At 37.1% G+C, this 20,176-nt stretch carries 21 protein-coding genes; 2 read left to right on the forward strand and 19 right to left on the reverse strand.

Annotation, left to right across the window (positions count from 1 at the left end):
• Window positions 1-86: 86 nt before the first annotated feature.
• From rpmF to ACLU24_RS08395, 19 genes are all read right to left on the reverse strand, one after another.
• Window positions 87-269, reverse strand: coding sequence for a 50S ribosomal protein L32 (rpmF, locus tag ACLU24_RS08305; protein WP_022264371.1), 183 nt, complete (start codon window positions 267-269; stop codon window positions 87-89).
• Window positions 270-297: 28 nt separating this feature from the next.
• Window positions 298-786 (reverse strand): YceD family protein, encoded by a 489-nt coding sequence (locus ACLU24_RS08310; protein ID WP_412611804.1) that lies wholly within the window; start codon window positions 784-786, stop codon window positions 298-300.
• 163 nt (window positions 787-949) lie between these two features.
• Window positions 950-1,315, reverse strand: coding sequence for a sulfite exporter TauE/SafE family protein (locus ACLU24_RS08315; protein ID WP_412611806.1), 366 nt, complete (start codon window positions 1,313-1,315; stop codon window positions 950-952).
• Window positions 1,312-1,659: a sulfite exporter TauE/SafE family protein gene (locus ACLU24_RS08320; RefSeq protein ID WP_412611809.1), complete on the reverse strand. Its 348-nt coding sequence runs from the start codon at window positions 1,657-1,659 to the stop codon at window positions 1,312-1,314. The genes ACLU24_RS08315 and ACLU24_RS08320 overlap by 4 nt, the downstream gene beginning before the upstream one ends.
• A gap of 78 nt (window positions 1,660-1,737) precedes the next feature.
• Window positions 1,738-3,132 (reverse strand): TrkH family potassium uptake protein, encoded by a 1,395-nt coding sequence (locus tag ACLU24_RS08325; RefSeq protein WP_412611812.1) that lies wholly within the window; start codon window positions 3,130-3,132, stop codon window positions 1,738-1,740.
• Window positions 3,133-3,280: 148 nt separating this feature from the next.
• Window positions 3,281-5,614, reverse strand: a complete 2,334-nt coding sequence (locus ACLU24_RS08330; RefSeq protein ID WP_412611814.1) for a CAP domain-containing protein — start codon at window positions 5,612-5,614, stop codon at window positions 3,281-3,283.
• A 423-nt stretch (window positions 5,615-6,037) separates the two neighbouring features.
• Entirely contained in the window at window positions 6,038-7,357 is a 1,320-nt protein-coding gene (gene clpX, locus ACLU24_RS08335; RefSeq protein ID WP_412611817.1) for an ATP-dependent Clp protease ATP-binding subunit ClpX, read from the reverse strand.
• A 16-nt stretch (window positions 7,358-7,373) separates the two neighbouring features.
• On the reverse strand, window positions 7,374-7,955 hold the full coding sequence (gene clpP, locus ACLU24_RS08340) for an ATP-dependent Clp endopeptidase proteolytic subunit ClpP (RefSeq protein ID WP_022264364.1): 582 nt from the start codon (window positions 7,953-7,955) through the stop codon (window positions 7,374-7,376).
• Window positions 7,956-8,030: 75 nt separating this feature from the next.
• Window positions 8,031-9,326 carry a trigger factor gene (gene tig, locus ACLU24_RS08345; RefSeq protein WP_412611820.1) on the reverse strand — a complete coding sequence of 432 codons (1,296 nt, stop codon included), beginning with the start codon at window positions 9,324-9,326 and terminating at the stop codon, window positions 8,031-8,033.
• Window positions 9,327-9,435: 109 nt separating this feature from the next.
• The gene (locus tag ACLU24_RS08350; RefSeq protein ID WP_412611823.1) at window positions 9,436-10,122 is read right to left on the reverse strand and encodes a metallophosphoesterase; all 687 of its coding nucleotides are present in this window, start codon (window positions 10,120-10,122) and stop codon (window positions 9,436-9,438) included.
• A gap of 150 nt (window positions 10,123-10,272) precedes the next feature.
• Entirely contained in the window at window positions 10,273-11,778 is a 1,506-nt protein-coding gene (gene thrC, locus ACLU24_RS08355; protein WP_412611824.1) for a threonine synthase, read from the reverse strand.
• A gap of 38 nt (window positions 11,779-11,816) precedes the next feature.
• On the reverse strand, window positions 11,817-12,740 hold the full coding sequence (locus ACLU24_RS08360) for a dipeptidase (protein WP_412611825.1): 924 nt from the start codon (window positions 12,738-12,740) through the stop codon (window positions 11,817-11,819).
• Window positions 12,737-13,114 (reverse strand): YraN family protein, encoded by a 378-nt coding sequence (locus ACLU24_RS08365; protein WP_412611828.1) that lies wholly within the window; start codon window positions 13,112-13,114, stop codon window positions 12,737-12,739. Before ACLU24_RS08365 ends, ACLU24_RS08360 begins: the two co-directional genes overlap by 4 nt.
• Complete coding sequence (locus ACLU24_RS08370) at window positions 13,104-13,721, reverse strand: ribonuclease HII (RefSeq protein WP_412611830.1); 618 nt, start codon at window positions 13,719-13,721, stop codon at window positions 13,104-13,106. The genes ACLU24_RS08365 and ACLU24_RS08370 overlap by 11 nt, the downstream gene beginning before the upstream one ends.
• Window positions 13,702-14,586 (reverse strand): ribosome biogenesis GTPase YlqF, encoded by an 885-nt coding sequence (gene ylqF / locus ACLU24_RS08375; protein ID WP_412611833.1) that lies wholly within the window; start codon window positions 14,584-14,586, stop codon window positions 13,702-13,704. Before ylqF ends, ACLU24_RS08370 begins: the two co-directional genes overlap by 20 nt.
• Before the next feature lie 9 nt (window positions 14,587-14,595).
• Window positions 14,596-15,285 (reverse strand): signal peptidase I, encoded by a 690-nt coding sequence (gene lepB / locus ACLU24_RS08380; RefSeq protein ID WP_412611836.1) that lies wholly within the window; start codon window positions 15,283-15,285, stop codon window positions 14,596-14,598.
• A gap of 99 nt (window positions 15,286-15,384) precedes the next feature.
• Window positions 15,385-15,729: a 50S ribosomal protein L19 gene (gene rplS / locus ACLU24_RS08385; RefSeq protein ID WP_412611838.1), complete on the reverse strand. Its 345-nt coding sequence runs from the start codon at window positions 15,727-15,729 to the stop codon at window positions 15,385-15,387.
• Window positions 15,730-16,240: 511 nt separating this feature from the next.
• Window positions 16,241-17,542 (reverse strand): vWA domain-containing protein, encoded by a 1,302-nt coding sequence (locus ACLU24_RS08390; RefSeq protein ID WP_412611840.1) that lies wholly within the window; start codon window positions 17,540-17,542, stop codon window positions 16,241-16,243.
• On the reverse strand, window positions 17,499-18,470 hold the full coding sequence (locus tag ACLU24_RS08395) for a leucine-rich repeat protein (RefSeq protein WP_412611842.1): 972 nt from the start codon (window positions 18,468-18,470) through the stop codon (window positions 17,499-17,501). Before ACLU24_RS08395 ends, ACLU24_RS08390 begins: the two co-directional genes overlap by 44 nt.
• Before the next feature lie 260 nt (window positions 18,471-18,730).
• Here ACLU24_RS08395 and ACLU24_RS08400 point away from each other — a divergent pair, with 260 nt between their 5' ends.
• Window positions 18,731-19,405 (forward strand): hypothetical protein, encoded by a 675-nt coding sequence (locus ACLU24_RS08400; protein ID WP_412611844.1) that lies wholly within the window; start codon window positions 18,731-18,733, stop codon window positions 19,403-19,405.
• Window positions 19,406-19,573: 168 nt separating this feature from the next.
• Window positions 19,574-20,158, forward strand: a complete 585-nt coding sequence (locus ACLU24_RS08405; RefSeq protein ID WP_412611846.1) for a helix-turn-helix domain-containing protein — start codon at window positions 19,574-19,576, stop codon at window positions 20,156-20,158.
• Window positions 20,159-20,176 lie beyond the last annotated feature (18 nt).

A 20,176-nucleotide genomic window follows, 5' to 3' on the forward strand; every position in this document is an offset into this window, starting at 1 on the left:
CTCCCTTTTTTCATAAACTTGTACCGATAATATTTAAAGAAAAAAATAGAGAAGGATTGCTCCTTCTCCCACTTAAAAAGAAACGATTAAGCTTCCTTTTTAATTACTTCTCTGCCATTGTAATAGCCACAGCTTCCGCAAACCTTGTGCGGTGCTTTGTATTCGCCGCAGTTAGGGCATCTCATAAGGGCAGGAGCATTGAGCTTCCAGACATTTGAGCGTCTTTTATCTCTTCTCGCCTTTGACGTTTTTCTCTTAGGTACTGCCATTTTTATAAACCTCCTTGCCTGAAATCTTTTACTGCAAAAGTGCTTTTAGCACAGCTAAACGAGGGTCTGGCTCGTCTTTATCGCAACCACATTCTCCGTCGTTCAGATTTTTTCCGCACCTTTGACATAATCCCTTGCAATCCTGTTTACACAGTAATTTTGCCGGAAATTCAAGAAAAATATCATCTCTCAGCAAATCCTCAATCTCAAGGTTATAGTCAGGTACTTCTATATATTCGTCGCTGCTTTCATCAGAAAGCGAAAGAACGAGTATATGCTCAAAATGATAGTTCAAAACCCTTGTTGTACTCTTTCCGCACCTATCGCAATCGAAGATAACTTCAAGCTCAACATCCGCATCGAGAGTAATAAGACCGGCTCTGTTCCTTACTAAAACATCAGCCTTAACAGGTTTTTCAAAGCGTCTTGCCTGCAACTCCTCTCCAAGCGGAAACTCAAAAGATGTCTCTAAACTTTCACCCTCGGTTAAAAATACTTTTTTAAGTTCAAGAAGCATATAATCACCACCGTGGATTTTAAGAAAGTATTGAGATACAGACGCAAGACACTTGCGTTCTAATAACGCACTATTGATAATTATAAAGACTTTCTCGCATTTTGTCAAGTAAAAATCGAAAAAAGCTATAACTTTTTCAAGAACAATTTTCTTGATTTGAACGCTATTTTTTCTCAGGCTTTTTGAAAAGTTCCTTTACACCTATAAATAAAAGCAATACCCCAAAAAGTTTAGAAAGCCAATAACCATCTATAAAATTAGAAATTATAGAGCCTATTATTGCACCGCAGATTCCCATAAGAGCAAAGGGAGCTGCAAGTTTCCAATTTATCAGCTTTCGTTTAGTATATACAACAACTGAAAAAATTGCAGGAAGTATAAAAAATATAAGGTTTATTCCTTGCGCCTGCTGCTGTGGAATTTCTAAAAATAAAGTCAGACAGATTATCAGAACTCCGCCGCCACCCATTCCAAGCGAGGCAAAAATTCCTGAAATTATCCCCGAAACTGCTCCTATAAGAAAATTCATCGTATAATCAGCCTTATTCCTGCCCAAAGCATCATAAGTGCAAATATTTTCCTAAGCATATTTCCGCTAAGCTTTTTCATCAGCATAACACCTATCGCAGAGCCGAGCAAACCCCATAACAGATATGGCAAAGCGTCATAAACAGAAACCGCTCCTTGTTGGAGATAGAATAAAGCACTCACCGCACATATTGGTAAAATTACCGCAACGCTTGTTGCGTGAGACTGCTTTTCAGAAAGCTTAGTTTTAAGAATGGGTACAACTACCATTCCTCCACCAGCCCCCAACATTCCATTTAGAAATCCCGCCAAAGTTCCCCAAAGCGAAAATAGCTTCTTCTTCATAGAATCCCACCGCTCTTTTCAGTATTATATCTATTTTTCCATAGGCTAAGAAAAATATACATAGATTATACAAAAGCGTTATCCGACAATAATTTTTCCCTCTGGAAGAATTTTTCCGTTAGGGTTAGCTTTTTTGCCAGAAATTGAAAGGAATAATGCAAGCGGTCCTACTCGGCCTATAAGCATAGTAAGTATCAAAATAAGCTTTGATGCAATCGAAAGACTTGTTGTGACCGATGCTGAAAGTCCTGTCGTAGAATATGCCGAAGTTGTTTCAAGCAATATATTAAACATAGATATATCTTGCTGATTTTCTATTGCGGCGATAATACCGGTAATAACAAGAATATATGTTAATGATATAACTGAAATTGCAATAGCACTGTTTACAACTTTCTGATTTATTTTATGCTTGCCGAAAATAGTTCCGTCCCTACCTCTTAGTACACTTATAACTGTTGCAAAAATCACAACAATAGTTGTAGTCTTAACGCCGCCACCCGTTGAAACAGGCGACGCACCTATGAACATCAATATTACAGTAATAAACTTGGTTACATCGTGAACCTGAGTTAAATCTACAGCTGTAAAGCCTGCTGTTCTTGAGGTTACGGATTGAAAGAATGAAATATTTATCTGTTCGGCAATTCCTCTTCCGAAAAGCGTATTGCCGCATTCGCTGACAAAAAATGCAATCGCACCAAACACAATTAAAATTGCTGTTGTTATAAGCACAATTTTTGAATGATATGAAACTTCTACAAGATTTCTTTTTCTGGTAATTTTCTCTTTAATCTGTTTTTCAAGGTCAAATACAACTAAGAATCCTATTCCGCCTACTACTATCAAAAGCATAATTATAACAGAAACATAAATATCATTTGCAAAAAGAATCATTCCCTTACCAGGTTCAATAAAACCAAAAAGGTCAAAACCTGCATTGCAAAATGATGAAATAGCCGTAAAAATAGAAATCCATATTCCAAGCGAGCCAAATTTCGGTATAAATGCAAAACTTAGCAATATTGCTCCCACAATCTCACAAGAAAATGTCATAAACATTATGGTTCTTATAAGCTTAGGAATATCTGTAATACTTCCGCTTGTATACTCTTTAACAATCTGTAAATCACGCAAACCAAGCTTTTTTCTTGCAATAAGCGTAAATGCGGCCGCAAACGTAAGTAATCCAAGTCCACCACATTGAATCAGTATCAATATTATAGCTTGTCCAAAATATGACCAACCGGTAAAAGTATCGCATATACTTAATCCCGTCACACAGGTGGCTGATGTTGCTGTAAATAAACAATCCACAAATGGTTTTGATATACCATCAGACGATGAAAACGGCAGTTTTAAAAGCAAACCGCCCAAAATCATTAAAAGTACAAAACTTGCAACAATAAGCCTGATTGGATTATATGATTTAATTTTTTTTAGAAAGCCACCCTCTATTTTTTCATCAATCAAAATTTTTACCTCTCTTAATTTACGATTTTATAACACTATTTTTACCATATGATGTATAATACTACTATTATTATAAAAAATCAAGCATATAAATGACATAAATAAACAGACAGTAACTATTAAAGCTACTGTCTGAATAATTATAATATTACTTTGTAACTGTTACCTTAAAATATTTTCTAACAGTCTTTCCATCTGCGTCTATTACTTTTATTGCAAATTCATAATTAGTTGCTTTTTCTAATTTTTTTGTAACCGTTGTATTAGTTGTAGTTCCTGTTAAGGCTGTCCATTTAGAATCATCCTCAGCTCTACAATAATATCTGTATTTATACGGCGCAGTTCCGCCTGTTGCTTTAGCATTAAGCGTAACTGTGTCGCCAAGCTTAATGCTCGTTGCACTAATTGTAGAATTATTCGCCAACGGAGCATTCACGGTTACTGTAAAATATTTTGTTACATACTTTCCATTTGCATCTATTATTCTTACAGCAAATTCATAGTCAGTTGCTTTCGCTGGTTTTTTTGTAACCGTTGTATTAGTTGTAGTTCCTGTAAGGGCTGTCCATTTAGAATTTCCTGCAATTCTGCAATAAAACCTATACTTATAAGGTGCCGTTCCGCCTATTGCATTTGCAGTAAGCTTAACTGAATCACCAAGCATAATATTTGTTGCACTGATTGTAGAATTATTCGATAATGGAGCATTAACTATTACTGTAAAATATTTTCTTATAGACTTTCCTTGTGCATCTGTTACCTTAACCGCAAAATTATACTTAGCCGCTTTTGCCGGTCTCTTTGTGACTGTTGTATTAGTTGTAGTTCTTGTTAAAGCTATCCATTTAGAATCGCCCTCAGGTCTGCAATAATATATATACTTATAAGGTGCTGTTCCGCCTGTTGCACCTGCCGTAAGTTTAATTGAATCACCAAGCGTAATACTTGTTGCACTGATTTTTGATGTGTTTACAAGTGGCTGTGAAAGCTTTGGTATTGCGGTTATATCGGTTTTATCTCCGCATACTGTACAATGATGAGATTTACTTCCTTCTGATTTAGCCGTAGGCTCAACATCTATTGTCCAATCCTTTGAATAGCTATGAGCTGTTTTAGGAATAGTTTCTATCTTGGTTTCACCACAGATAGAGCAGGTATAAGACTTACTTCCCTCTTTAGTACAGCTTGCAGCCGTAGCAGATATAAGCTTATAATCGTGCTTACAAACCGCTGTAATATCAGTAGTATATGTAACTCCATTATATGTTGCATATACCCTCATCGTCCCTAAATCTTTAGCTTTTATAAAAAGTTTACCTGATGAAAGATAATAATCAAAGGAACGATAATCGCCACTGAGTGACCAAGAAAAATTCAAAGTTTTAAGTGGATTATTATAAGGTACTATTGAAATAGTGTCTCCAACACATACAGTATAATTATCTTCTTTAAAGCCAAGCTTGTTATACTGGCTATCCTCATCAAAAAGATTAAAGAAATTAACAGTATATGAAATTGATGTTGGAACACCATTCCTTTTAAGACCGTTAATCTTAACGCTTACAGTATCATTTTCAGGAAATTGACCGACATTAAAAATAATACATCTATTCATACCGTAACCATCATTATTTACAGTAAGATAATTTGTTTTCATATCGGTAGATGTCTTATCGAGATGCCATGATTTATTAAGCAGTTTTGAGCTTAAATCTACTGTAATATTTTCAAGACTTGGATACTCATAGCTTGAATTAAGACTTACAGAGAAAGCATATCCGTAGCTTGATTGTGTATAGATTTCGTTTGGCATATTTTTAGGTGGCCATGCTACATAATCGCCAGTAAAGGTATCGCTTCTTGTTCTGTCAAAGGCATACATTGCTGTATAGTTTTCAACAAAACCAAAGCCAGTTTGCTTCATAGCAGGGTTAAGCACCCAACGTCTATGGCCAACTCTATCGATATTGCTTGCATCTGTATCTGCAACATAGCCATCTATAACAGACGAAGTAATATTAGAAAAACCACTTGCAATATTAGAACTTCTTGCACCATTACTTCCAAGCTTATAAAGCTCATCAGACATTTCAGATGGTTGTGATGGATAATGCGTTAAAATACCGTTTGAGGCATTAACCAAAGATGCAGCTTGAGTAGTTTCATTATACGAATCATTTAGTGTAATATCTGCCGGCAAACCTGCGAGATACCTGCAAAAATTAACTGAATTAAGCGCCTGAATTCTATCATCAAATGAAATATCGCCCATATCATATGGCTTTTTTGTTGAATAATCCTTTGTATACTCAATATCTTTCAAAGCGGAAAATTCTATTTCGTAATATTTTTGTCTAATTTCCTCCTGTGTTGGATAATCAAGTTCATAGGCACTTACATCTGTTGGTTTAGAAATAGCTGTAGCAGCGAGTAAAGCAAGTGTTGTAACTCCGACATACTTCATTAATCTCACACCTTTCATAATACGCACCCCTTTAATTGTAAAATTACGACAATTTTATACTACAATCATACTTTATTTTATACCTATTGTCAATAAAATGATAGTAATACATAAATCAACATGAATTCGATAAGAATTAAAAGTTTGGCTCAAGCTTTTAATTATCTTACAGAAAAAGTATAGAGGCGAACTGTGTTTGTACACTCGGTAACTATTTCAACCGTATAAATTAACTTTCCATACTAATCACGAGTGAGATTTGTTGCAGGTAGTCACCTTACGCGATTTCACTTCTATGGTAATTATTTCAACCGTGCCAACAATCTTACCTTGTCAATGTCGAAGTTTTGCTTACAAAATCGATTCCGCGTCCGGCTCACCACAAAATATAACGGGCAGCATTTCAAATTCTGAAACGCTACCCGTTTTTATAACATCAAATTAAGATGCTGTATCATTTTTTTTAGGTCTTTTTTTGGTTTTTGACTTTTTAGTTTCTGCCGGTAATGCAGTAAGCTTAGAGTCATCATGCTCTACATCAGCCAAAGAACTATCTTCAACAGCTTCTTTAGTAATAATAACCTTAGTTACTGATGGGTCTGATGGAATCGAGTACATAAGCGGAGTAAGGATACTCTCCATTATTGAACGCAAACCTCTTGCACCTGTTTTTCTTTCGAGTGCCTTTTGAGCGATAGCACTTAAAGCGCCGTCATCAAAATCAAGCTCTACTCCATCAAGTGCAAACAGCTTTGAATACTGCTTTATAATTGAATCCTTAGGCTCACGAAGAATTTTTACAAGAGCCTCTTCATCAAGTCCATCGAGAGCTGTAATAACAGGAAGTCTACCAACAAGTTCAGGAATAAGTCCAAACTTAACTAAATCCTGAGGAATAACCTCACTCATCCATTTAGTCTGATCAAGCTCCTGCTTTGTCTTAACATCAGCCATAAAGCCAAGGCTTGTAGAATCCATTCGTCTTTCAACAGTTTTTTCAAGACCTTCAAAAGCGCCACCGCAGATAAAGAGAATATTCTTAGTGTTAATCTGAATAAACTCTTGCTGTGGGTGTTTTCTTCCTCCTTGCGGAGGCACATTAGAAACAGTTCCCTCAAGGATTTTCAGAAGTGCCTGCTGAACGCCTTCACCGCTAACATCACGAGTAATTGAGGGATTTTCTGACTTTCTTGAAATCTTGTCTATTTCGTCAACATATATGATTCCGCATTCAGCACGCTCAATATCGAAATCAGCCGCCTGAATAAGTCTGAGAAGAATATTTTCAACATCTTCACCGACATAGCCTGCCTCTGTAAGAGTAGTAGCATCAGCTATTGCAAACGGAACATCAAGTATCTTCGCAAGAGTTTGTGCGAGGTAAGTTTTACCTACACCAGAAGGACCGAGCATAAGAACATTACTTTTATTGATTGTAACGTCATCGTCAGTGTCATGCAGATTTATTCTCTTATAATGATTATAAACCGCAACAGATAAAGCAATCTTAGCCTTATCCTGACCGATAACATATTCATCAAGCTTAGCCTTAATCTCTTGTGGCTTCAAAAGATTGAATGAGCCTCCTGCGAAGAAATCCTCATTTTCGTCATCGTCCTCTGCGTGCAAAATAGATGAGCAAAGCTCTACACATTCATCACAGATATATGCACCTCTGCCCTGAATCATTCTGCCGACAAGCTCCTGCGATTTTCCGCAGAATGAGCAAAGAACGGTTCTGTCACTGCTTTTTGTAGACATTCGTGAACTCCTTTATTTATCTATGAGAAATAACCTTATCAATAAGACCGTATTTGAGAGCTTCATCAGCTGTCATAAAGTTATCTCTTTCTGTATCCTTTGCGATAACATCATATGGTTGACCTGTTCTCTCGGAAAGGATAGTATTAAGCTTTTTCTTTGTTTGGATAATATGGTCAGCATGAATCATAATATCTGTTGCCTGACCCTGAGCACCACCGCTTGGCTGATGAATCATAATATCAGCATTAGGAAGAGCAAGTCTTTTGCCCTTTGTGCCTGCTGCGAGCAGGAAAGCACCCATACTTGCAGCCATACCCATACAAATAGTAGAAACATCACACTTGATGTAATTCATTGTGTCATAGATAGCCATACCGTCTGTAACAGAACCACCCGGGCTATTAATATAAAGACAAATATCCTTAGATGCGTCCTGTCCTTCAAGGAAAAGAAGCTGAGCGACAACAAGGCTTGCAGTTACATTATTAACTTCCTCTGTGAGCATAATAATTCTGTCGTTTAAAAGTCTTGAGTAAATATCGTATGAACGCTCTCCTCTGCTTGTCTGTTCAATAACATAAGGTATTGTTGCCATATAAAAAACCTCCTTCAAATAACGGTAATCAAAGCATAGACATTTTTAAGCTAAAATAATCAATTTATTCTGAAATTATGCTTCTTCGCCAGCTGCTTCAACAGCACTTTCCTGAACGAGCTTCATAGCCTTCTCGTTCTTAACATCCTTTGCAATATCTTCAGCAGTAAATGCAGCCTTTACACGAGCAACATCTACCTTGTATGCCTCAGCAAGCTTATTGTACTCTTCTTCAATTTCTTCCTCAGAAGCGTCAATGCCCTCTGCTTCAGCAACAGCCCTGAGAGCAAGTCTTACCTTAACCTGAGCTTCTGCTCTCTCCTTATACTGCTCACGGAGAGCCTGCTCATCAAGACCTACATACTGCATATATGTGTTGATGTCAAGACCCTGTGCACGAAGGTTCATCTCGAACTCGCCAATGAAGTTGTCGATAGCATTCTCATACATAGCGTCTGGAATCTCAGCAACGAGCTTCTCAGCAAGGCTCTTAGCGACCTGATTGTTCTTATCGTTCTTAGCTTCTTCTTCACGAGCCTTAGCAAGCTTTTCCTTAACGTCAGCTCTGTAATCAGCAACAGTTTCAAATTCACTTACATCTTTAATGAATTCATCGTCAACCTCAGGAAGCTCATGCTTCTTGATTTCGTGGAGGTTAATCTTGAACTCAGTAGCCTTGCCTGCGAGTTCCTCTGCCTGATAATCCTCAGGGAAAGTTACATTGATTGTGAACTCCTCGCCTGCATTATGACCAACGATTTGCTCCTCAAAGCCAGGGATAAACTGACCTTCGCCGAGTGTAAGGCTGTAGTTTTCTGCCTTACCGCCATCGAAAGCTTCGCCATCGAGGAAGCCCTCAAAGTCGATAACAGCTACATCGCCGTTTTCAGCTGCTCTGCCTTCAACAGTAACGAGTCTTGAGTTTCTCTCCTGAACTCTCTTAATATCGTTATCAATATCTTCTTCTGTAATCTCAAGCGACATTGGCTTATACTCAATGCCCTTATAGTTCTCAATAGAAACTTCTGGCTCTACTGTAACAGTAGCCTTGAATACAAAGCCGTCCTTGCCTGCACTTTCAACGTCAAGGTCAATCTTATCTCTTACGAGAGTAAGACCGGCTTCCTTAGCAGCATTCTCGAGTGCTTCAGGATAAAGGTCCTTCATAGCGTCCTCATAGAATACCTCTGAACCATACATCTTCTCGATGATAGCTCTTGGAGCTTTTCCCTTTCTGAATCCAGGTATGTTAATTCTCTTAACTTCCTTCTTGTAAACCTTGTTAACAGCGTTCTCGAAAGTTACGCCGTCAACTTCAACGGTAAGTTCATAACGGTTAGTTTCAACCTTGTTTGATGATTTTAATGACATTTAATATTCCTCCTGAAAAGCTGCAAAATATAGTATATTATATCATAAGATTTCAAGCAATTCCATACTTTTTTGAAATTTATTTTTTATAGTTCCGAAAAAGACTTATTTATATAACTCTTATCGGGTCAAATTTGAGATAATCGGCAGAAATAAGCTTGAATTGTATTCCATACCTTTCTCCCTCGAATGCGTATCTTGCACCCGAACCATGAATATGTCCATAGAAACAGCGTTTTATTCCACTATCAATAAGAACATTCAGGATTTCTTCACATTCAGCGTTTCCATAAATTGGCGGATAGTGCAAAAATACTATCGGTTCCAAATCAGTAGCCTTTGCAAGCTCGATTGATGTATTAAGTCTGCCAACCTCACGCATAAGGATTCTTTTATCCTCATCGCTTTCGGCATCGTAGAACCAGCCTCTTGAACCACATATCGCAATTCCGTCAGCAGTAAAGAAATTATTATGCAGAATAGAAATTGTATTCCAACCCTTTTCCGCTAAATAACGGTCCATTTTGCTTTTGGTATCCCACCAATAATCATGGTTGCCTTTTATAAAAATCTTCTTGCCTGGTAAGTTATTTATAAAGGAAAAGTCAGCGTCAGTATCCTTTAGCTTCATCGCCCAAGAAATATCGCCCGAAACAACAACAGTATCTTCTTCAGAAACCGCTCTCATCCAGTTTTCTCTGATTCGCTCAGTATAATTATGCCAACCCTTAAAAACATCCATTGGCTTATTTGTACCAAGCGATAAATGCAAATCAGCTATTGTAAAAACTGCCACTTTTTCACCTCTCCTTTTAATGATATACCAAACACCATAAGATGTATATTAAAGATAAAGTGTCTATTGAACGGGCGAACTGTGTTCGCCCACTTTAGGAATTACTTTCCTTAAATAGACTATATATCTTTGTTATAGACCGTCACCCACTTATATACCGAGAGCCTTGAGAACTACATCTTTCATCTCATTTGCCGCACAAGTTGTTGTGAAGCGAACCTCTGCATTTTCAAGCTCTGCAAGTGGCTTTGGAACTTCTGTTCCTGTAAGCTTAGAAAGCTCCTTAACTGTTGCGAATTCATCATCGCTTACAGCCTCTGGTGCGATTGAACCAAGAACATTCTTAGCAAACTTATATGGGCTTGCTGTTGATGCGATAATAGCCGGTGTTGCCTTGTCGCCTGTCTTTTCAACATACTGCTCATATACATTAACTGCAACAGCTGTATGTGTATCGCAAAGATAGTGTTCCTCATCATATGTTTTCTTAATAGTAGCCTGAGTACCCTTATCATCGCAAGAACCGCCGAAGAACAACTCGTCGAGCTTTGCCTTTACGCTATCATCAACAGTATACTTGCCTGTTTCTGAAAGTGATTTCATATATCCGGCAACCTTAGCGTCATCATTGCCTGTGAGATGATAAAGAAGTCTTTCGAGGTTGCTTGAGATAAGAATATCCATAGATGGTGACATTGTTGCATAGAAGTTTCTGTTTCTGTCATATGTGCCTGTTGCAAGGAAGTCTGTGAGAACATTATTTGCATTTGAAGCACAAATGAACTTATTAACAGGAAGTCCCATATTCATTGCATAGAAAGCAGCAAGAATGTTACCAAAGTTACCTGTTGGAACTGTGATATTAATCTTGTCACCATTTGCAATCTTGCCTGCGTTAATCAAATCGCAGTAAGCTGAGAAATAGTATACAATCTGTGGAAGAAGTCTGCCCCAGTTGATTGAGTTTGCACTTGAGAAAAGCTTATTATTATCAGCAAGCTGTGCCTTTATTGCATCATTAGTGAAAATCTTCTTAACGCCTGTCTGAGCGTCGTCAAAGTTACCCTTAATAGCAAAAACATTGACATTGTTGCCCTTTTGAGTTGTCATCTGACGCTTTTGCATTGGGCTTACGCCGTCAACAGGATAGAATACCATAATCTTTGTTCCGTCAATATCTTTAAAGCCCTCAAGAGCAGCCTTACCTGTATCACCGGAAGTAGCAACAAGGATAACAGCTTCTTTACCGTCATGAACCTTGTGCATAGACTTTGTTAAAAGATGTGGGAGAATCTGAAGTGCCATATCCTTGAAAGCAGATGTAGGACCATGCCAAAGCTCAAGGATATACATATTCTCATCACCATTATGGAGATAAGAAATAGGAGCAGGATTATCGCCGCCAAATTTTTCTGCGGCATAAGCAGCGTCTACGCTTTCGCTGATTTCTTCTGCTGTAAAGTCTGAAAGGAAATCTGCAAGAATTTTCTTTGCTCTGCCCTTATAATCGAGCTTAGAAAGAGCAAGAAGTTCATCAGCAGAATACTTAGGAAGCTCCTGTGGTACGAAAAGACCACCCTCCTCAGAAATACCCTGAGAAATTGCCTGAGCCGCTGTAACAACCGTATTTTTGTTTCTGGTACTGTTATACTTCATAAAAAGTCCCTCTTTCAATTTTGTTTGTTAGCCTTCCCTTAGAACCTTAATAAAAAGTTTCTTGCATTATTAAAGAAAATATCTTCTAAAAGCTTTTCATTGTAGTTATGCTTCAAGAAAAGCTCATAAAGCTTATTCATAGATTCAATTCCGGTCATATCAATCGGAATATCTGTTCCATCAAAATCAGTGCCTATAGCAAGAGTTTTTTCTCCACCAAGTGAAAGAAAATGTTCTGCGTGTCTGAGAACATCAAGCATACAAGCTTTGTCCTCGTCCTCACGCAGGAATCCTCTGCTGAGATTAAGACCAACAATTCCGCCCTTATCCTTTATAATAGAGAATTGCTCGTCTGTAAGATTTCTTCTATGCGGACAAATTTGCTTTGAATTTGAGTGTGTCGCACAAAACGGCTTTGTTGAAAGTTCTGCAACATCATAGAACATTGGCACACTTGAATGTGATACATCAACAACTATGCCATTCTGCTCCATCTTCGCAACAACGGATTTGCCGAAATCGGTCAATCCCTTTGCACCCTCAACACCGATACCATCGCCAAGTTCACAATTTCCATTCCAAGTAAGCGTCATAATCTTAACGCCGCATTCGGTAAGGTAATCTACATTTTCAAGTTTTCCACCAAGAACCGCACCACCTTCAACGGTCAGCACAACTCCCTTACTCTTTTTAGACTCAACCTCTATAATGTCATTATGTGAACGAATAATTTTTATATTGGTATCTTTAAGTTCATCATTCAATTTTTTGCGACAGTTTTCAAAAAGCTGCATTGCATTTTTGTTTCTGAATTCGTCAGGAACCCAAACCGCCATACACTGAATATATGGCTCTATGCCATCTGTTTTATCAAAAGAAATGTGGAAATCATTATTGAAAAGACCGCCATTTTCAAAGAACGCACGATATAAGGTATCGCAATGAAGGTCGAAAAGCTTCATAAAAACCCCTCCGTATCAAAAGCATTTTCAATATAATTTAATTCTATAAGCGTATCAGTTCGACTGTCAATAGTTATTTCACAGACATCAAACCTCGGCTGTAAATCATATTCAAACTCTGAAAGAAATATTAGTGCCGTCTGTATAATCTTTCTGCGTTTTGCAGGAGTAACTGCGGCAGCAGGTCTTTCAAGCGCTTTTTCATTCCTTGCTTTAACTTCAACAAAGCCTATAAATGCGCCATTCTTTGCAATAATATCAATCTCGCCATAACGGCTGTGATAATTTCTTGCAACGATTTCAAAGCCATTCTTGCAAAGATAGTCTGCGGTAATATCTTCACCGAGTTTTCCACGATAAAGTTTATCTGACATCATTTTTCTCCGCAAGAATTTTCTTTAAAAACGACGGACGATGTATCTCACAAGGTCCATATTTCAAAATCATCTCTCGATGTAGCTTAGTGCCGTAGCCCTTATGCTTTTCAAATTGATATTCAGGATAATCTTTTGCAAGCTCAAGCAAAAGTCTGTCTCGGCTAACTTTTGCAAGGATTGACGCCGCCGCAATAGATTCTGAAAGCGAATCCCCCTTGACAATAGCCATTGAAGGGATTTCCAGTTCAGGAGTTTTGTTGCCGTCAATCAAAGCATATTCAGGCTTTATCGAAAGCTGTTCAACTGCTCGTTTCATAGCAAGCATAGCGGCATTCAATATATTGATTTCTTCAATTTCTTCTACACTCGCCCAGCCTATTCCATAGGCTACGGCTTCTTCTTTTATAATATCAAAAAGTTTTTCACGCTTTTTTTCGCTAAGTTTTTTTGAGTCGTTAACTCCCTCTATCACTTGACCTTTTTTAAGAATAACCGCTCCCGCGCACACAGGACCGGCAAGCGGACCTCTGCCCGCCTCGTCTACTCCGCAAATTGTGGTGTAGCCCTGAGCATAAAGTTTATTCTCATATTCTAAAAGTTCCATAATCTTCAGCCCTGTCAAGTGTAATTTTTCCGAGAATACCGGCTCTGAACTCGTCAAGAACGGTTTCTGCGGCTCTGAGAGTATCAATTTCTCCGCCCGAAATGAGCATACCACGCTTTCTGCCGATAAGTTCAAGCATTTCATAGCCTTGAAGCTCTGAAATATCAATATCAAGCTTATAACGTGTTTTTATTGCATCAGGGTAGCTATCACGCAAGAACAAAAGCAATCTTGCGGCAAGTCCTTCGGTATCAATAACTTGGTCACGAACCGCACCTGTAAAGGCAAGTTTTTCACCAACTATTTTATCCTCAAACTTAGGCCATAAAACGCCCGGGGTATCAAGCAATTCAAATCCCTTGCCAATAGTAAACCACTGATTACCTCTTGTAACGCCAGGTCTGTCTTCGACCTTAGCCTTACTTTGCTTAACCATTTTATTGATAAAGCTTGATTTACCGACATTAGGTATTCCGACAACCATAACTTTAATAGTTTTGCCCTTCATGCCCTTAGCTTCCCACGCTTTGATTTTATCTGCAAGAACTGTTCTTACGGCTGGCATAAAAGCGTTTAACCCTTTGCCGGTTTTGCAATCCACCGGTAAAGCGGTAATTCCTGCATTTTTATATACAGCAATCCATTTTTGATTTTGAGCCTTGTCTGCGATATCGCACTTATTCATAAGTACGATACGAGGTTTATTATTTATAAGCTTTCTTAAATCAGGGTTTCTGCTACTAAACGGAACACGAGCGTCTATAATCTCTGCAACGCAGTCAACAAGTTTTAAACTTGCCGCAAGCTGACGCTTCGTTCTCGTCATATGACCAGGAAACCACTGTATTGAAATTACTTCTTCCATATTTCACCATCAATAAATAGAACCGAATGAATCAACCGGGAAAATTCTGAATTGAGCCTTACCCACAATATCGCTTTTCTTTATAAGTCCGATATTGGTATTACGGCTGTCGCTTGAATGTTCTCTGTTATCACCCATAACATAGACATAGCCTTCAGGTATAACAGATGGAACCTCCAAAGGACTTCTTGGGTCTTCAATAGTTTTGCCTGTTATATACTTCTCATCAAGCAATACGCCATCAACAACGACATCGCCTGTTTCAAAGTTTATAGACAGTGTCTGACCCTCTAAAGCAATAACTCTCTTAATAAGAGCAGAATCATAATTCTGTCCATGGCTAATGACAACTATATCGCCAACCTGTGGCTCATAGAACATATTTGTAATAATAAGTCTATCACCATTTTTTAGCGTATCATACATAGAGCTGCCCGAAACTGTAACCTGTCTAAATACAAAGGTAAGAAGCATGGTTATAAATACAAGTGCAACAAGAAGTGGCTGTACCCATTCAAAAATGGATGTTACCGCGCCGTATGAAGTTGTCTTTGTGTCCTTAGAATTATCTGTTTGAGTTATTTTTTCAGGTTGTCCCTTAATTTTTATTTCGGTTTTTTGTTCTTCTGTAGAAACATTTTCTGTTTCTTGATTTTCTTCGGGAGATAAGCTCTCCGTCTTTTTAATTTCTTCCGACAAAACAAGACCTCCCTTTGCTTACATAAATTTTGTAAGCAATAAATTTCCCATAAAAATTATAGGAATAGCAAAAAGGGGACATAGCGTCCCCAAATTACCTTATCTGATTTGTTCCTTAACCTTAGAAGCCTTACCAACTCTATCTCTGAGGTAGTAGAGCTTGCTTCTGCGTACACGACCGTGTCTGATGATTTCAACGCTTACTACATTTGGGGAATGAATTGGGAAAACTCTCTCTACGCCAACGCCGTAGGAAACTCTTCTTACTGTAAAGGTTTCAGCAATGCCGCTACCTTTCTTAGCAATAACTGTTCCCTCGAACATCTGAACTCTTTCCTTTTCACCTTCACGAATATTAACACCGACCTTAATTGTATCACCGATGTTAAACTTTGGTGTTTCTGCCTTCAATGAAGAAGCTGCGATTGTCTTAAGTGCATCCATTTAAAATATCCTCCTGTTATTTAAGACATTCTTGCATAATTTTTTATAAATAATGCAGAGGACTGTCCGTTTCATAGTTCGTCTTTCACGACGAGCTTTGAAACCTGTCTTAGGTCGACAGATTCAAACGCTTTAACATTATATCATACATCACCTAAACTTGCAAGCTTTTTTTATATCCACAAACCGCAATAAATAAGTATTCGCAGAGGTATTCTCTTCGTGCAAATGTAATAATTAAATATCTATCAATTCACAATAACTTTAAGAAACATTAAATTCAAAGTTTTTGCAAACATTTATCTTTCAGGAAACCCCCTGCGAGTGTTCCCTACGAAAAACATTCCACTGGAATGTTTTTCTACCCTCCTGCACTTTGTGAAGTATAAAGTATTTCGCTCTCTGCGGAGAGCGACCAAAGGCTCCGCCGTAGGTGACTACCTTTGGAAACTGCAAGCCTTTTCAAAGGCTTGAGCGAAACTTTTAATTTTCATAAAACATAATCAAACATTCACTCCATAACACAGCGTATGCCCCAAGATGGAATTTTTTCTTCAGGATATTCTTCATTCGGAAAAACAAATGCTGTATCATATTTAGGACGCTTTTTCGGGAAAATTCCATCTCCGTCAGTAAAAAGAAAAACTCCCCTTAATCCTTTCAATTCTCCATTACTAATTAAATCATTTATATACTGAAAAGCCGGGCGAAAATCCGTTCCACCTCTGCCCTTTACTGTAAAAGTTTCAGATAATCGCTTTATGTCAGCAGTTGAGTGTAAAACCATATCTGAACGAACCTCGTCATCGCATTGAATTATACGAACATTTGCATTTGGCGCAAGCTCATCTGAAACCAATATTTCATATGTTTCAGTCAGAAAACTTCTGATTACCTCCTCTGAACAAGACATTGAAGTATCTATAACTATTGCAAAGGTTCGGATTTTCTTTTCCTCTTTTGTTTCTTGTGGTTCAATCAAAGCAAGATTGCCATAAAGTGAAAATCCGTACATATAAAAGGAAGTGTTTATACTATCCTCATCAGGTTTTAAGAGTTCTTGCCTAATAGAAAACTTCTTCAAAAGCTCCGAATAGCTTTTATCATTTCTGTTTGCAAGATTAAGTATATCAATAAGTTCTTCGGCTGATCCCGCACTTTCTCTTGCAAAGGTTTGTGCCTCCGAGTCGGTATGCTCGCCTATTTTTCCCCATCTTTGCATAAGACTTTCGATTTTCTGTTTAGGTGTATTCTCATCGCACCACAAAGAATGGTCATCAATATAAAACTCTTGTGAAATTGACATCAAGGTTTGCGCATCAAATTTCTGACTACTTAAAATCGTATAAATAGATTGAGCCGTAAAAGATGATTTTTTCGCACGAAATAACGCATAAACTGTTGCTCTTTCGTGCGATTGATGTTTTTGAACACACTTGTTCATAATAGAATCTATAATATGTTCTGTTGCAATATCGCAAGAAATATCCCAAAGAAATTTATCCCTTGAATTTCCCATTATAATATGACGATAAAGGCAATGCAAAACCGAATGAAGATACGCCCTATTTAAGGCTATACCCTTAGAAATTTCTACATAATCCCTATTGTAATAAAATTTAAAGCCGTCTGTTGCACAGCTTGAAAACTTATTATTCTCCTCAAGGGTAAGACTTCCGAGTGCAAGTCCTAAAAATCTCATAGATATATATAGCTTGGTTTTAGAAGTTTCTATTGCTTTTGTATATTCATCACCCATAATGTCGCCCCTATAATTCAAAGCGTTTGCGTCTGCTTTTTCCAAAACGCTCATTTTTGGTATTCATCAAATAGCCGAGAATTTCTGTTTTCTGCTTATTTCTTGCTGTAAGAATAGCGTCTTCAAGAATATTTTCATCAGGTTTAATCGTTTCACACAAAAATATCACAACATCATAATTTCCATTTTTGATTGTACGATTAAGCACAATAGAAATATTCTCCGAAAGGTAAGTTATATAAGTCGATTTAGCCTCAATAGAAAGTTCTGTCGGATACATCAATCTCAGAATTGCAATTTCTGAGCATATTTCCTCGTTTTCATTAATCACCGCAAATTTAAAGCACGAATCATACTCCGCAAAATTTATCAATCCATTGCTTACACATTGCCTATAACGAAAACCACTGCCCCTTGTAAAGTGTTCAAAAATTCTCGCCGGTCCGTTTTCTATTGATTCCTCAAAATATTCAGGCATAAGCATAACAGCTTTTTCATTAGTATCTGTAAAAATAATGGTCAGATATTGCTTTTTGGTGAGTTCGGAAAGTAATTTATTAAGACAAGTATGTTCGTTTCTATTCGTTCTAAGCGTAATTTTAGAAAGCTTTCCACAGTTCATAAAAGCTCCGCCACCTATTTTCTGAACTCCTCCGAAAAGCGATATTTCTCTTAAATTTCTGCAATCATAAAAAGCATAATCGCCAATATGTTCAATAGAACTTGGTAATGCTATACTCATAAGCTCATTGGTACAAATTGCAGGGTAAAATGATTTTCCGCAAGCTATAATATCATTATATTTCTTGCAGATACGATTCCACGAGCCTTCTCCTGCAAAGGCATACGCTCCTATTCCAATAATTCTTTTATTATCTATACTTTCAGGCAGTATTACATCTCCGCAGATTGAAAAAAATCGTAAAAGCTCTGCGTTATTATCTATTTCTCTATATAATATTTTTTCATCAGTAATACTCATATTATCTTCCTTGCAGGCAAAAAAACTCGCTCCTATTTTCAGCTAATACACTGCCCTAAGACAAATAAAAGTTTTTCTCAAGCCTTTAAAAAGACTTGACCTAAACTTCAGTTTTCTAAGATTAAGTACATCAACTAAACGGTAATCTACTGTTTTCATTATATTATATAATGAAAATAGTGTCAAATAACTTGGTTGACGGGCTATTCTCATAATGATATAATATTCTAAAATTATATGAATTTTACGGTGAATTCAACATGATATATTCTTATTCTCTAAATTCTCAGGAAGTCAACATTACAAAAAAAGAGGTATATCGTTATCTTGGCTATGGTAGAGTTTATCCCAGTGACGAAGTCACTGCTCTCATAGATGAGTGCGTAAACGAATTTAATAAATATGTAAATTATCGGGCTTGCTATGCAAAGGTTGATATTTCTGTTGATGAGCAAAACGAAATTATAAATTTCGGATTTATGCAAGTTAAAAGCCATTCTCTGACTATAAATCTCCGTGGCTGTGAGAGTGCATATATCTTTGCCGCTACAACAGGTGCTATGGCAGAAAGATTAATTATGAAGCATAATAAGCTTTCCGCTCTCAAAGGAATAGTAACGGACGCTATTGGTTCGGCATCTATTGAAGATTTCTGCAACCTTCTCAACAAAATGCTTGCAGATTTAAGTTCGCAGAACAATAAATTTCTTCGTCCGAGATTTAGCTGTGGCTATGGAGATTTTCCGCTTGAATTTCAACCGCAGATTCTTGAATTTCTCGATACAAGTCGAAAAATCTGTCTTAATATAACAGATAATCTTATGATGACGCCTGTTAAATCAGTTACGGCCGTTGTAGGAATAAGCGATTTTCCGACAAAATGTCGTACAGGCTGTGTAAGCTGTCAAAAAACGGATTGCGAATACAGGAATTGAATATATCGTTAATTTAAACAATAATCTTAATTATAGATATATTTAATTTGTATAAAATCATAATGCTACGCAAAGTATCATAAATGCAAGGTAAAGTTTCTTGCGATTTTGAGAAAATCAACTTAAAATTGAAACACAATAAAAACAAAATTTCAGGAGGCTTTTACTATGACACTTGGAGAAAAAATTAAAGAAGCTCGTAAAAAAGCGGGGCTTACTCAAGAACAATTTGCAGAAAAAATTTGTGTATCAAGACAGGCTGTTACTAAATGGGAAGCCGACAAAGGCACTCCTGATGTTGAAAATCTTAAGGCAATTTCTAATCTATTGAATGTCAGCATTGACTTTCTTTTAAATAATGACGAAAAATTAAAAACTCTTTCTATAAAAGAAGCGATTAACCTTGATGATTATGAAAAAACCGCTAAATGTCGTTTTAAGGAGGATGCTGTAGTTCTTGCAAAATATCCCAATGCAATAGAAATTCGTCCACTTATCAAAAGTAAAAATATGAATAAATTTGAGTCTGCTCTTGATTGGATTTTTTCAGGTACACTTTTTTTATATCATAATCATTTTGAGGATTTATCTAAATATTATCTTATTAAATTAGATAACAAATTTTTGCTGGTTAATGTCACAAAAGAATTTATTATTTCTGATGAAATAAATATTAACCCTACAGCAAAAAATAAATTTGTTATCGGTGATTGCAAATATACAATTTGTAACTACACATTAAATAAAGAATAAACAAAAAGAAGGTATTAG

The sequence above is a fragment of the Pseudoruminococcus sp. genome (genome assembly GCF_047012705.1).
In the GTDB taxonomy this organism is placed as follows: domain Bacteria; phylum Bacillota; class Clostridia; order Oscillospirales; family Acutalibacteraceae; genus Pseudoruminococcus.